Origin of the sequence: Cryobacterium sp. N21 (genome assembly GCF_002929575.1) — a bacterium.
In the GTDB taxonomy this organism is placed as follows: domain Bacteria; phylum Actinomycetota; class Actinomycetes; order Actinomycetales; family Microbacteriaceae; genus Cryobacterium; species Cryobacterium flavum.
In genome coordinates this window covers 85,585-98,215 of record NZ_PJJQ01000030.1, presented here as the reverse complement: position 1 = coordinate 98,215, position 12,631 = coordinate 85,585, and the positions used below count along the sequence as shown (strand labels likewise).

General features: G+C 63.8%; 16 protein-coding genes, 1 tRNA gene and 1 pseudogene. 8 read left to right on the top strand and 10 right to left on the bottom strand.

Features of this window, described 5'->3' with window-relative positions; all coding sequences use genetic code 11:
- The first annotated feature begins 29 nt into the window (after nucleotides 1-29).
- Nucleotides 30-830 carry an isocitrate lyase/phosphoenolpyruvate mutase family protein gene (locus CXY77_RS06440; RefSeq protein WP_092338280.1) on the top strand — a complete coding sequence of 267 codons (801 nt, stop codon included), beginning with the start codon at nucleotides 30-32 and terminating at the stop codon, nucleotides 828-830.
- Nucleotides 831-865: 35 nt separating this feature from the next.
- Here CXY77_RS06440 and CXY77_RS06435 read toward each other — a convergent pair whose 3' ends face one another.
- A complete protein-coding gene (locus tag CXY77_RS06435) occupies nucleotides 866-1,387 on the bottom strand; it encodes a hypothetical protein (protein WP_104129835.1) in 522 nt (173 codons plus the stop codon).
- Between the two features lie 86 nt (nucleotides 1,388-1,473).
- Nucleotides 1,474-2,055 (bottom strand): dCTP deaminase, encoded by a 582-nt coding sequence (gene dcd / locus CXY77_RS06430; RefSeq protein ID WP_104090018.1) that lies wholly within the window; start codon nucleotides 2,053-2,055, stop codon nucleotides 1,474-1,476.
- 71 nt (nucleotides 2,056-2,126) lie between these two features.
- On the opposite strand from dcd, the gene CXY77_RS06425 reads away from it, so the two are divergent.
- Nucleotides 2,127-2,197: transfer RNA gene (locus CXY77_RS06425), tRNA-Gly, on the top strand.
- Between the two features lie 125 nt (nucleotides 2,198-2,322).
- Here CXY77_RS06425 and CXY77_RS06420 read toward each other — a convergent pair.
- Nucleotides 2,323-2,499: pseudogene (locus CXY77_RS06420) on the bottom strand (deaminase); the annotation flags it as partial.
- Nucleotides 2,500-2,749: 250 nt separating this feature from the next.
- Here CXY77_RS06420 and CXY77_RS06410 point away from each other — a divergent pair.
- Nucleotides 2,750-3,613, top strand: a complete 864-nt coding sequence (locus CXY77_RS06410; RefSeq protein ID WP_104090016.1) for an NAD-dependent epimerase/dehydratase family protein — start codon at nucleotides 2,750-2,752, stop codon at nucleotides 3,611-3,613.
- A 20-nt stretch (nucleotides 3,614-3,633) separates the two neighbouring features.
- Here CXY77_RS06410 and CXY77_RS06405 read toward each other — a convergent pair whose 3' ends face one another.
- Complete coding sequence (locus tag CXY77_RS06405) at nucleotides 3,634-4,110, bottom strand: MarR family winged helix-turn-helix transcriptional regulator (RefSeq protein ID WP_092338288.1); 477 nt, start codon at nucleotides 4,108-4,110, stop codon at nucleotides 3,634-3,636.
- 230 nt (nucleotides 4,111-4,340) lie between these two features.
- On the opposite strand from CXY77_RS06405, the gene CXY77_RS06400 reads away from it, so the two are divergent.
- The 4 genes from CXY77_RS06400 to CXY77_RS06385 all read left to right on the top strand — a co-directional run bounded on the left by CXY77_RS06400 (nucleotide 4,341) and on the right by CXY77_RS06385 (nucleotide 6,322).
- Complete coding sequence (locus CXY77_RS06400; protein ID WP_092338290.1) at nucleotides 4,341-4,628, top strand: hypothetical protein; 288 nt, start codon at nucleotides 4,341-4,343, stop codon at nucleotides 4,626-4,628.
- Nucleotides 4,629-4,807: 179 nt separating this feature from the next.
- Nucleotides 4,808-5,071, top strand: a complete 264-nt coding sequence (locus CXY77_RS06395) for a GlsB/YeaQ/YmgE family stress response membrane protein (RefSeq protein WP_092338292.1) — start codon at nucleotides 4,808-4,810, stop codon at nucleotides 5,069-5,071.
- Nucleotides 5,072-5,275: 204 nt separating this feature from the next.
- Nucleotides 5,276-5,686, top strand: coding sequence for a DUF4383 domain-containing protein (locus CXY77_RS06390; RefSeq protein ID WP_092338294.1), 411 nt, complete (start codon nucleotides 5,276-5,278; stop codon nucleotides 5,684-5,686).
- Between the two features lie 48 nt (nucleotides 5,687-5,734).
- Nucleotides 5,735-6,322, top strand: coding sequence for a hypothetical protein (locus CXY77_RS06385; RefSeq protein WP_104090013.1), 588 nt, complete (start codon nucleotides 5,735-5,737; stop codon nucleotides 6,320-6,322).
- A 43-nt stretch (nucleotides 6,323-6,365) separates the two neighbouring features.
- Here the strand turns inward: CXY77_RS06385 and CXY77_RS06380 are convergent, their stop codons facing one another.
- On the bottom strand, nucleotides 6,366-7,721 hold the full coding sequence (locus tag CXY77_RS06380; protein ID WP_104129834.1) for an ATP-dependent RecD-like DNA helicase: 1,356 nt from the start codon (nucleotides 7,719-7,721) through the stop codon (nucleotides 6,366-6,368).
- Nucleotides 7,722-7,854: 133 nt separating this feature from the next.
- Between CXY77_RS06380 and CXY77_RS06375 the strand changes: the two genes are divergently transcribed.
- On the top strand, nucleotides 7,855-8,937 hold the full coding sequence (locus tag CXY77_RS06375; protein WP_104090011.1) for a hypothetical protein: 1,083 nt from the start codon (nucleotides 7,855-7,857) through the stop codon (nucleotides 8,935-8,937).
- A 6-nt stretch (nucleotides 8,938-8,943) separates the two neighbouring features.
- Here CXY77_RS06375 and CXY77_RS06370 read toward each other — a convergent pair whose 3' ends face one another.
- The 5 genes from CXY77_RS06370 to rpmB form a co-directional block, all read right to left on the bottom strand.
- Nucleotides 8,944-10,935: a cytochrome c oxidase assembly protein gene (locus tag CXY77_RS06370; protein ID WP_104129833.1), complete on the bottom strand. Its 1,992-nt coding sequence runs from the start codon at nucleotides 10,933-10,935 to the stop codon at nucleotides 8,944-8,946.
- A 251-nt stretch (nucleotides 10,936-11,186) separates the two neighbouring features.
- On the bottom strand, nucleotides 11,187-11,474 hold the full coding sequence (locus CXY77_RS06365; RefSeq protein ID WP_035835256.1) for an HU family DNA-binding protein: 288 nt from the start codon (nucleotides 11,472-11,474) through the stop codon (nucleotides 11,187-11,189).
- A gap of 300 nt (nucleotides 11,475-11,774) precedes the next feature.
- Nucleotides 11,775-12,080, bottom strand: a complete 306-nt coding sequence (gene rpsN, locus CXY77_RS06360; protein WP_092110538.1) for a 30S ribosomal protein S14 — start codon at nucleotides 12,078-12,080, stop codon at nucleotides 11,775-11,777.
- A gap of 2 nt (nucleotides 12,081-12,082) precedes the next feature.
- Complete coding sequence (gene rpmG, locus CXY77_RS06355) at nucleotides 12,083-12,250, bottom strand: 50S ribosomal protein L33 (RefSeq protein ID WP_035880539.1); 168 nt, start codon at nucleotides 12,248-12,250, stop codon at nucleotides 12,083-12,085.
- Nucleotides 12,250-12,486 (bottom strand): 50S ribosomal protein L28, encoded by a 237-nt coding sequence (gene rpmB / locus CXY77_RS06350; RefSeq protein ID WP_035835252.1) that lies wholly within the window; start codon nucleotides 12,484-12,486, stop codon nucleotides 12,250-12,252. The genes rpmG and rpmB overlap by 1 nt, the downstream gene beginning before the upstream one ends.
- Nucleotides 12,487-12,631: the final 145 nt, after the last annotated feature.

Sequence of the window (12,631 nt, the reverse complement as noted above, 5' to 3'; positions counted from 1 at the left end):
GAGGCCAGAAGCCGGACAGACTGAAGCGCATGACACTTACCCAGCTCCAGAAGGCCGAACTCTTGCTCTCGCTGCACGTGCCCGGCGAGCCACTCATCGTGACCAACGTGTGGGATGCCATCACCGCCAAGATCGTGGCCGACGCCCCCGGCGTCAAGGCCCTCGCCACCGCGAGCCACTCCATCTCGAATGTGCGCGGCCTGCCAGACGGCGAAGGCCTCTCGCTCGATGAAGCCATCATTGCCGCCACGATCATCGCCAGCGCGGTGGATCTGCCGGTCTCGGCCGACTTCGAAAAGGGGTATGCACCGGATGCCGCGGGCGTGACCCGCAACGTGCGTCGCCTCATCGAGGAATCCGGCATCGTCGGCATCAATATCGAGGACTCAGTCGGCGCCCCGAAAGCGCCCCAGTTCGACATCGAGACCGCCGCCGCCCGCGTGGCCGCAACTCGCGCCGGCGCCGACCAGAGCGGCATTCCGCTCGTCATCAACGCCCGCGTCGACACTCTGGCCGGCGGCGGCGACTGGGACGAAGCCGTCGCCCGCGCCAACGCCTACCTCGGCGCCGGCGCTGACGTCATCTTCTTCCTCGGCCTGACCGACGAGGATAAGGTGGCCCGCGCGATCGAGCAGGTCAACGGCAAGATCTCGGTGATCGGCGCCCCGGGACTCGTGCCGCTGAAGCGCCTCGCCGAGCTCGGCATCAGCCGAGTCAGCTTCGGCCCCGGCACTCTAGGACTAACCCTCGCGGCCCTGCAGGCCGCGGCCACGAACCTCACCGCACTGGGTGAGTACCCCGCCGACCTCGGGTTCAAGTTCGCCCTGTAAGCCGCCCGCGCATCGAGGCCATCAGCATCCGCTTCTCAGCGGATGCGGGTGGCCTCGTTGTGCTCGATCAGTTGCCAGGTCGCGCCCTCGTCGGCGGAGACCCAGCCCTCCCACTTGTAGCTGTTCGGGGTGATGGCGGTGAAGTTCCAGCGGATCGGGCGGCCGTCGGTTCGGGTGCCCTCTTGCCGCACGCCGTGACGGTACGGGGTGGCTATGAGCTGGCAGTACTCGCCGAGAGTCGGCGCGAAGTAGCTCACGCGCCAGGCGCCGGCCAGGGAATCGTAGACGCGCACGGTGGTGGCGACGGTTTCAAACCCAGACGGATGCGTCGTGCTCGCGACCACCTCGATGTCTTGCACGGCGCGGCCGTCGAGAATGAACGCGACCGTCCAGACAAAGTCGCGTTCGATCCACTCGCCGGTGGCCTCGTCGAGGCGGGTGCCCTTGGCTGCCCAGGAGCCGACCATCTGGCCGAAGCGATGCATGCGCCCGGGGTATTCCGGGGTTGGGCCGGCAGCGATGAGCGCCTCGTCGAATCGGGTGGGCATGGAGGTCATACCCAGATTTTACCCGAACCGACGTTACGTTCGACGTATTACGTTTGCGGGGCTCGCGGGCATCCGCTTACCCCCAAATGGGCGCGTCAGCGGGAGATGGCGGTGCGGTGAAAGTTTTGGAACGATCTCGACGCCGTCGGGCCACGCTGGCCCTGGTAGCGGGAGCCGTATTCGCTCGAGCCGTACGGCTTCTCGGCTGGGGAGCTGAGCTGAAAGAAGCACAGCTGGCCGATCTTCATTCCGGGCCAGAGCTTGATCGGCAGGGTCGCGACATTGCTGAGCTCGAGCGTGACGTGGCCAGAGAAGCCGGGGTCGATGAACCCGGCCGTGGAGTGCGTCAGGAGGCCGAGGCGGCCGAGTGAGCTCTTACCCTCGAGCCGAGCAGCAACGTTGTCGGGCAAAGTGACCTGCTCGTAGGTGGCGCCGAGCACGAACTCGCCCGGGTGCAGAATGAACGGCTCGTCGGGCTTGGTCTCGATGAGGTGGGTCAGCTCTGGCTGGTCTTCGGCCGGATCGATGTAGGCGTACTTGTGGTTGTCGAACAGCCGAAACAGGCGGTCGAGGCGCACATCGATGCTCGAGGGTTGGATCATCGCCGGGTCGAGCGGCTCCAAACCGATTCGTCCAGCATTGAGTTCGGCCTTGATATCGCGATCGGAGAGCAGCACGGTGCCAGCCTAGCGGCGCGGGGTTGATATGCTGGCACGGTTCCGATTGTTGTTCATCCACGGTCGGGCGCGCGGATGTAGTTCAATGGTAGAACTTCAGCTTCCCAAGCTGATAGCGCGGGTTCGATTCCCGTCATCCGCTCCCTGCAAGCCCGGTCGCATTCTCACTGGACAACTTCGCGCGGTGTTGCCGGTCTCCGACCCCACACAGTTGTCTAGTCAGCCCATTTCTCCCGTCTCCGGCACCGGCACCGGCACCGGCACCGGCAAAGCGTCCATGGCCTCAATCCCCGCGCCGATCTGGGCGCCGTCGGTCGCGTCGATCAGGGGCGCCTGCCAGCCGCCGAAAGCGAAGCCACCGGCGGTGTCTTCGTCGGGGCCACCGGGAGCCTGCGCGACTCCGTCGAGCGTGGTGAACAGGTCGATGTGGATGCGGCCGGCCATGACGGTCTCCTTGCAACGGAACGTGCCGACATGCTGGCCGTCCACGATCGCGCTGTCAAGGAGCCAGAGCGAGCCGGGTCACCGTGCTCGCCCGAAAACCACAAGCGGGGCAGGGGCGTTCGAGCACCCAGGTTCAGTCAGACGTGTCAGGAACAATAGGCATGGCTTCATGTTAGCGACCAAGCGGCGTGGCGCTCCGGGCGAACTGTCATGGTGCGCCCGATACCGTGGAGACAGGATAGGGAGACAGATGACGGTACTCATTGCTGGATGCGGCGACCTCGGCACCGAGGTGGGCCTGCGGTTCGCCCAACTGGGGCACCGGGTGGTGGGACTGCGGCGCAACGCAAGCGTACTGCCCGCCGAAATTGACGGGCAATCTGTTGACCTCAGCATCACAAAACCCGTTATTCAAGCAGACACCGAGTTCGTCGTCATCGCCATCTCCGCTGGCAGCCCCACCGTAACGGCTTACCGTGCCGCCTACCTCGACGGCCTGCGTAACCTGCTGGATGCGATCGATGACGCGCAGGTCACGCCGCGACGCGTGCTGCTGGTGTCATCGACCGCCGTCTTTGACGTCAACGACGGCAGCCGGGTCGACGAGCAGACCCCCGCCAACCCGAAACCCGGCACCGATTCAATCGTGCTTGACGCCGAGCGGATGCTCCACCAGCGCCTGCCCGCCGCCACGGTACTGCGCCTGGCCGGTATCTACGGCCCCGGCCGGGAACGGCTGATCAAGCAGGTACAAAACGGTGCCGGGCTTTCCGCCCAGTCGCGCCACACCAACCGCATACACCGGGACGATGCGGCCGCCGCGATCGTTCATCTGCTTCTTCGCACTGAGCACCCGGCTCCGCTCTACCTCGGCGTCGACAACGCGCCGGTGCCGGCCAACGAGGTGCTGACCTTTCTCGCGGCCGAGCTCGGCCTGCCCGCGCCAACCGTCGATGAGTCAAACGAGCCGACCTCGAACCGCGAAAGCCAGCGCGGCGGCGACAAGCTACTCAGCAACCAGCTCTTACGTCAAACCGGGTTTACATTCAGCTATCCATCGTACCGAGAGGGCTACCGAGCGCTTCTCTCCGGGCGAGGCACGCGGCACCGCTAGGCCCGCTCCTGCCGAAATACCTACGTTGTTGGTCCGGCCGGGCCGTCCTCGGAGCCCGATGCGATGATGACTGCCATCGAAGTCAACAGCAACCCGAGCCGAGTCTGGTCTTCCGGCGTCACGTTGCGGGCGGCGTGAGCGAACAGCACTTGAAATTCGTTTTGAAATTTCGCCGCAGTTGCTTGCGCCGCCGGGGTCAGTTCCAGCAGAAGGCTGCGTCGGTCGTGGGGGTGCGGCACGCGGGTGAGCATATCTAGGGCCACGAGATGACTGGAGATCGCAGTTACGGCGCCCGTTGTCATCTCCAGGGACTCAGCGAGCATCTTGGGGGTAATTCTTCCAGCCTCGGCTACCCGGGACAGGGCGCGCAATTCACTGCTGGACACGCCGATCTCGGCCGCGACCTGACTGCGGTTGTGGTCCATAGCGCGAAGGAAAGCGAGAGCCGGTACCGACAGGCACTCCTGGGTGCGTGCCAAGTTGATTGCTTCATCCATGCGTTCCTGACCTCTGGTCGTTACTAATTCCCCGCACTGCAGGTCCGTGTCGTTGCCCGTATCAGGGCTTTCCGTTCCGCCAGTGTATCGGAGCGATCAATTCCTAAAGCTTCTCACAACGTGAATAGTTAAAAGTTTGAGTTACTTGCCGTATATTTGACAATCCGGTGAGTCAGTGGCCCCCACCTGGGGCTCGCAGACCTATGCGCCCATGAGCTCACCACAATGAAATGGATCAGGCGATGCAGAGCTACCGGTTGACGATCAATGATGACTGGTTTTACCTGTCGAACGAGTACAACATCGCAGATTTGAAGGCAACCCTGGCCTCCGCCGTGCATAGCGGCGGTGGCTTCGTGGACATCGTCAGCTCCGTGCAAGCGCAGGTGTCCCTGCTGATCACTGCTTGTTCGGTGGTGAAACTTGAGACCATTGCCGAAGAAGACCTGCCCGACGCCGACTTAGGGTCATCGATCGTCGGACCGACTTATATCGATGAAGACTATTGGCTCGACTGAGCGTTTCACGACGGCACACGCAGAATTCGCTGACCTGCAGCCACTGTTCGGGATTAACGTCAAATCGGCGATTTTGCGCCATTGACGAGAAGCAGGCACCTGAGTACGTTCACGCGAACAGCGCACCTGCATTGCGCCCGCACACCCACTGACAGCACGACTGACTGAAAGGTAGTCTCATGAGTTTCCTTGGATTCCTCCTGCTCGGCCTCATCGCCGGCGCCATCGCGAAGGCAATCCTGCCCGGTCGCCAGGGCGGAGGCTGGTTCATCACCCTGTTACTCGGCGTGGTCGGCGCATTCCTGGGCGGCTGGCTCGGCGGACTCCTGTTCAACGTGAACCTGGGCGATTTCTTCTCCCTGACCACGTGGATTCTCGCCATCGTAGGATCGCTCATTGTTCTTCTCATCTACGGGGCGATCACGAGCCGGCGCAAAGCCTGACCCAGTCCGCCGCCGAAAGGCGGCGCTCCACCCAGTGCGGCGCCCAGTTTTTGGGTGCCGCACTGTTTTGTGCCGACCCTGTTACACGTGTCCACACCCATTTGGGGATATCGGGGCCACAATTAGTACCAATCCGAAGCGGATGGAGCTCCGAACACATAGCAACCACGGGTTGACCCGTGAATCACATAGGAGGCACCCGAAATGCGCACATCACCCAATCGTCTGATCGCCACCATCTTCGGCGCGGTCTACGTTCTCGTCGGACTTCTTGGCTTTGCCGTCACTGGCAGTGTCGGCTTCATCGCCACCCAGGGCGGACTACTCCTCGGCATCTTCGAGGTCAACCCGTTGCACAACGTTGCGCACCTTTTGATCGGTGCCGCCCTACTCATTGCCGGCCTCTCCAACGCCATGGCAGCCAAGGCCACCAACACCACTATCGGTGCCGTCTACCTGCTCCTTGGTATTGTCGGGTTCTTCATCGCGAGCACCTCGTTGAACATCCTGGCGCTTAACACCGCCGACCACTTCCTGCACCTCGCCAGCGCGATCGTGCTTCTGGGTGTCGGCCTCACCGCCGATAAGACGGTTCGCACCCACGCCACGGCCTGACAACCGGCAACACTCCATCCCTTCGCAGCAGATCATCCAAGGAGCATCATGTCCGCGGTCATTCGCACCTGGCTCGGCTTCGCCGCTCTCGGCGCCGCTCTGATCCATCTGGCCGTGGGCGTAACGGCTCCGTTTCCCCTGTCGGTTCTTCTGGTCGGGTTCGGCATCGCTGAACTCGGCTGGGGAATCGCCACCCTCGCCACCGGCCGTGTCATCACGCCGCGCATCGTCGTCGGTGCGGCCCTCATCCCGGTCTTCATCTGGGGCGTGACGGCCGCGCTCGGCAGCGGACTCGGCGTCACAAGCGCCCAGACCGGTCTGCCGCTGTACCCGATGGTCGTGGCGTCACTATTCAACATTTTCCTGGCCGCAACGGTGGCCATCGCCCTGCGGCGCGCACCGAACGGAATCCCTACGGCCGTCGGTGCCGCCTCGCCCGGCACGTTAACACCCGGCTCACCAACACCAGGCGGCTGGCGTTTTCTCACCGGACTAGTCGTCGGAGGATTTCTGCTCTCGGCGCTCACCACCCCGGCCCTCGCCGCAACCGAGGTCGGCTCGCACGCGGTGCCCCATGGTTCCCACGGGGTTACCGAGTTGATCGTGCCGGACTCGGGCGGCCACGGGTCACACTAGGTTCCTCGCAGACAAGTGAAACGGGCCCCGCCGGGCAGCAGTGTCAGGCGGGCAGCCCGGTTTCCGGGTCGGTCGATGCCGATCCCGACACACCCAGTCCGGCCAGGTCGGCCACCGGCGGTACCACCTCAATGTTCATGAATCGCTTCACGTTCTCGTCGACGATGATGTCGCTCGGCCGCAACGGGCGGGTCAGGTACAGCCCGTCCAGACTGGTCAGCCGGCTCAATGCCACATAGGTCTGGCCAGGGCTGAACACCCGGGCACCGAGATCCACAATGGCTCGCTCGTACGTCGCACCCTGCGATTTGTGAATCGTGACCGCCCAGGCCAGCCGCAGCGGAAACTGCGTGAATTCAGCCACGACATCCCGACTCAGCTTTTTGGTCGCGGCGTTGTAGGTGTACTTGTACTTCTCCCATACGGTCGGCTCGACCTCGTGCACGTCACCGTCGATATCGACGAACACCGTCGCGGTAACCTTGGTCACCGTGCCAATGCTGCCGTTCACCCAGCGCGGGCCTCCATCGAGCGGTGAATCGTTGCGCAGAAACATCACCTGCGCTCCCACCTTGAGCTCGAGCACCTCGTCGGCCGGAAACTGCTTGCCGCCGAAATCCCCGGTGATGTCAGCCTTCGCGGTGAGTGATTTGCCCGACAGCTTCTTCAAAGCGGATGCGTTGATGCGGTTCACAGCGTCGTTGCGGGTCGCCAGGGTGATCAGGCCCTCGCTCGGCGGCGTTCGTGCTCCCGCACCATTCAGGGCACCACCGATCTCGGGAGTGACCTGGCCGTGCCGTACAGCGTTGAGCATCAGCTTGAAGTCATTGTCGCGCTGGCGATGAATCTCGGTGAGCTCAAAGATACGCAACTCCGCGTCACGCCAGACCTTCGCATCGAAGAACCACATCGACCGATAGTGGTCGGCGAAATAGGCGCGCTCGTCGGGGCCGCCCGGCACCGGGGCGAGCTGGTACGGGTCGCCGAACAGCACGATCTGCACCCCGCCGAACACGTCGAATGGCCGCTGCCTGGCCTGGCGCAGGCTGCGGTCGATCGCGTCCATGAGGTCGGCGTTGACCATCGAAACCTCGTCGATCACGAGGGTGTCGATGGTGTTCAGGAGCTTGCGCACCTGGTCGTTCTGGTCGATCGGACTGTCAGCGATCACGCCGATCGGCAGGCGAAAGAGCGAGTGAATGGTCTGGCCGCCCACGTTCAGCGCGGCGACGCCGGTGGGCGCGGCGATCACGATCTGTTTGCTGGTGTTCCACGACAGGTGGTTCAGCAGCGTGGACTTACCCGTTCCGGCCCGGCCGGTGACGAACACGTTCTGCTTGGTGCCCTCAATTGCCGCGAAAACCAGCGCCTGTTCACGGCTGAGCGGAATCTCTGACACGGCACACTCTCTCTGACAGTCAAATGCTGCACAAGACCAGTGCAGGGGACATCCCACTGTAACCGCCCAGCCCGCACTGGCGCGAGATGGCGCGTGGCCGACTGGCCGACCCACCTCCCCATACAATATTCAAGTGACCATTCCGGCCGAACAGCATCGGGCGAGCGGGCGCCGCGGCAGTATGCTCCGGGCCGTACTCGCCATCGTCGTGGTCGCCGGGCTGCTCGCGGCTGGTCTCGCCGGCACCATCAGTGCCCTCAATCGCACGGTGTACAGCGCCGGCGGCTTTGTAGAGCAGTACCTCGACGCCCTCGCCCGCGGCGACACCGTCGGAGCCCTCGCCCTCGGCGGCGTCATGCCCAGCACGGCCGATCTGGCGGCCTGGGGGCTGACCGACGAGGTCGCGAAGGATCTGCCGGAGACGCTGCTGCGGGCATCCGTTTTGGGCGGTCTCGACAATATCGAACTCGCCAGCGCGACCGACACACTCGCCACCGACGACAGAACCGCCCAGACCGTGGTGTTCGACTTTGACCTGAACGGCACCGCGTCGAGCATGGTGTTCACCGTCGAGCGGGCGGGTACCTTCGGCGGCGTTTTCAACGCCTGGGCTTTCAGCACCAGCCCCCTCGCCGTACTGCAGGTCTCTGTACTGCACGAACGGTCGTTCACGGTCAACGGCCTCACCCTCGATACGCGCGCCCACAGCGCAGCGGATGCCCCCGCCACGTTCTCCACGTCCGCCGCGTATCTCGCCTTCGCTCCGAACCGCTACACCTTCGAACACGAGTCGGCCATGCTGACCGCCGAGAAGGCCACCGTGCGCGCGACGGTGGCCGGTCCCACCGCCGTCGAGGTCAACGCCTTGCCGAACGAGGCTATGGTGGGCCAGGTGCAGTCGGAGTTGAACAAGTTCCTCGACGACTGCGCCACCCAGACGGTGCTGCAACCGACCAGCTGCCCGTGGGGCATCACCATCGACGACCGCATTGAGAGCACTCCGGCCTGGTCGATCACCGCGTACCCCACCGTCGCGCTCACGCCCGGCGAGCTGTCGTTTGAAATGGGTGCCACCCCCGGGCAGGCCCATATCGTGGTCGACGTGCAGTCACTGTTCGACGGCGACGTCAGCACCCGTGACGAAGACGTACCGTTCACGATGGGGCTCAGCGTGGTCGTGCAGCCGAGCGGCGCCCTCGCCATCCAGCTGCACTAGGTCCGGCTAGTTGCTCGGGGTCTGAGCGTCGCGCTGGGCGATACGGGCCAGGTTCGCGTTGTAGGCGATCAGCTCGGCGTCCTCGTTGCGGTCGGCCTTGCGGTCCAGCCGCTTGGTGACCTTGGTGTCATCGCGGCTCCACATGACGGCCACGACGACGGCGAGCACGAAGGTGGGCAGTTCGCCGATTCCCCAGGCGACGCCGCCGCCCATCTGCTGGTCGGCGATGGCCGAAAGCCCCCAGGTGCGACCCATGGCGCCGTACCAGTCGGCCAGGAGCAGCCCGGTGCCGCTCATCAGGGCGAGGCCGAAGAAGGCGTGGAAGGCCATGGTCACGAGCAGCAGCAGCAGACGGAAGGCGTAGGGCAGCCGGTACGGCACCGGGTCGATGCCGATCAGGGACTGCACGAACAGGTAGCCGGTGATGAGAAAGTGCACGATCATCCACTGGTGGCCGATGTGGTCCGTGGTCGCCCAGCTGAAGATCGAGGTGTAGTAGAACACCCAGAGCGAGACCCCGAACAGTATGGCGGCGACGATCGGATTGGCGACGATGCCGGCGAAGCGGGAGTGCACCGCGGTGAGGATCCACTCGCGGGCGCCACGACTTCCATCCTGCCGTTTGGCGATGGCCCGCGCGGCGAGCGTCACCGGGGCGCCCGGCACGAGCATCAGGGGTACGAGCATGGTCAGCATCATGTGCATGAGCATGTGGGTGGAGAACAGGTACTTCTCATAGACGTTCACGCCACCGTTGGTGATGTAGAACAGGGTGAGCATGCCGAGAATCCAGAGCACGCTGCGGTAGATCGGCCAGGCGTCACCGCGACGATGCAGTCGCCAGACTCCGGCGAGGTAGAAGAAGATGCCGAAGGCACAGAACAGAATCCAGGCGAGGTCGAAGTTCCACTCGGTGAAGTAGCGCGAAAAAGTCAGCTCGGGCGGCAGCAGTTCACCGGTCAGAATCTGCGCCGGCGTCGACTGGGGAATCTCCGTTGCGACCACCTGGGCGACCGGAGTGGCCGTGCGGGCGAGGGCTGCGGCGACACCGGAGGCGAGGCCCATGAAACCGAGCTCGGTCACGACCAGCCACCAGAACCACGGGCTGCGCGCCGGTCCCGAGCGCTGCATCCGTTTGATGAAGAATTGGCGGTGCAGAATGCCGAAGCCACCGAGGGCGATGAGGGCGGTGACCTTGACCAGCACGAGAATACCGTAGGGGCTCGACAGGTTGTCCCAGCTACCGATGCGCAGCTCGGCGCTGACGTAGCCCGACGCAGCCACGACGATGAAGGAGATCAGCGCGAGCGAAGAATACCGCCCAATCACCGAGCGGATTCGTTCGCCGTCCAGTTGGGTGCGCAGCACGATGATGGTGAGCAGGCCGCCCAACCAGATCGCCGCGAAGACGAGGTGCAGGCCGAGGGCGGTGATAGCGGCGTTGTGCCCGGCAGCGCCCGCGGAGTGCCCCTGCTGGGCCATGGGTAGCAGCGAGGTGAGAGCCAGCACGGTCACGAAGACCAACGCGGTCTGGTTGCGCACGGCGAAGCACAGCACCGTGACGCCGGCGGCGATCAGTGTGGTGGCGAGCCAGGCCTGCCCCAGTTCGATCTGGCTGAAGAATTGGCCGACCGTGGCGCTGAACTGATCGCTGATTCCGAAGGGCACGTTGGTGACCTGCAGAAAGGTCAGAAAGCCCGTGACAGCGGATGCGACGGCGAACACGGCCGCCGACGCCGCGGCGAAGTCCAGGGCGGTGCCGAACTCGCGTTCCTTGGGGCTGAGCGCGAAGAGAGTGAGCACGAGGGCACCGATCGTGCCGGCCGCCGCGAGGTTGACCACGAGCTTGGCGATGGGGAGCCCCCAGCGCACCACCGGTCCCGGGTCGGCCAGTAGCTGGGCCGAAGCTCCGCCGCCATAGGCCAGGGCAACAAGGGTGGACAACACAGCGACCAGCAGCAGGGCTGCCGGTCCGAGAACGCGGACGAGACGGGGCACCTGCCCAGCTTATTCGCCCGACCCTGGGCATCCGTCGCGCCTGGTGCGTTCATGGGCAGCAACGAGGACGCCGAGCGGTGAGTTTGCCGCTCATCTTGGGTCGAAACTCACGGCTCGGCGTCGGTAACTCACAGCTCGGCGTCAGAAGAGTGCCCGGGGACCCAGGCAGCCACCCGAACACGCGAAACGGATGCCACGGGCCTGAAAAAGGGGCGCCGACCGTAGTCGACGCCCCTTCTCTACAGCAAAAGCTACTTGGCGGCAGCCTTGAGCTTGCTTCCGGCGGTCAGCTTGACGCGGTGGCCGGCAGCGATGGCGATCTCTTCGCCGGTCTGCGGGTTGCGGCCGGTGCGAGCAGCGGTTGCGGTGCGCTCGACGCCCAACCATCCCGGGATGGTGACCTTGCCATCAGCGGCAACGGTCTCGGCCAGGGTTGCAAAGAATGCGTTCAGAACGCCGTCAACGGCGGCCTGGCTCTGTCCGGAGTCAGCGGCAACCTTGGCAACGAGCTCGGTCTTGTTCAGCGACTTGTCAGCCATTGAGTGTCCTCCTCGGACCTTCGTCTGTATAAACAGCGATATTCGTAATACGGATGCTCCTCGAGAGAGAAGCCCCGTTGGTCGGTTCGACCGAGTTGAAATCTAGCATTGATCCGCCAAAATCCCCGGATTTACGGCGATTTTCGACCATTTCAGGGCAGTTTCACCCTCTCGAGCACTCGATTTTCGCTCTCCGCGAAACATCCGCGAACACAAAACGGGATGCCGACAATAAGTCGACATCCCGTTTGGATGATTCAGAGGCCGTCGAAGACAAGCTTCAGCGGCTGCCAGCAGAAGTTACCAGCTGGACTTGGTGATGCCGGGCAGCTCGCCGCGGTGCGCCATGTCGCGAAAACGAACGCGCGAGATGCCGAACTTGGAGAGGTGGCCACGGGGACGACCGTCAACGGCGTCACGGTTGCGCAGGCGCACCGGGCTCGCGTTGCGCGGCAGCTTCTGCAGGCCCTTGCGAGCGGCTTCACGCGACTCGTCGGTGCCGGCCGGGTCGACCAGGGCCTTCTTGAGCTCAAGGCGCTTGACGGCGTACCGCTCAACGATGACCTTGCGCTGGTTGTTCTTGGCAATCATGCTCTTCTTCGCCATGTTTAGCGCTCCTCACGGAAGTCAACGTGCTTACGGATGACCGGGTCGTACTTCTTGAGTACCAGACGGTCGGGGTCGTTACGGCGGTTCTTCTTGGTCACATAGGTGTAACCGGTTCCAGCCGTGGAACGAAGCTTGATGATCGGACGTACGTCATGAGCCTTAGCCATTAGATCTTCACCCCACGAGCGAGAACGTCCTTGACGACGCTCTCGATACCACGAGCATCAATAACCTTGATGCCCTTTGCGGACAAGGTCAGTGTGACCTTGCGACGAAGCGACGGCACGTAGTACGTCTTTTTCTGAACGTTCGGGTCGAAACGACGCTTGGTGCGTCGGTGCGAGTGCGAAATGTTGTGTCCGAAGCCGGGAACAGCTCCGGTCACCTGGCATACAGATGCCATGGTTACCTCCATTACCGAAGAGCGACTGCTCTTCCCAAGATCCCTTGTCGACGGGCAGAACCACATCAGCTCCGAGCAAACTCAGAACCGGGGGAGAATCGCCCGCAATGTACGCACACAGGCGTAGCAGATCTCAACGCTACTA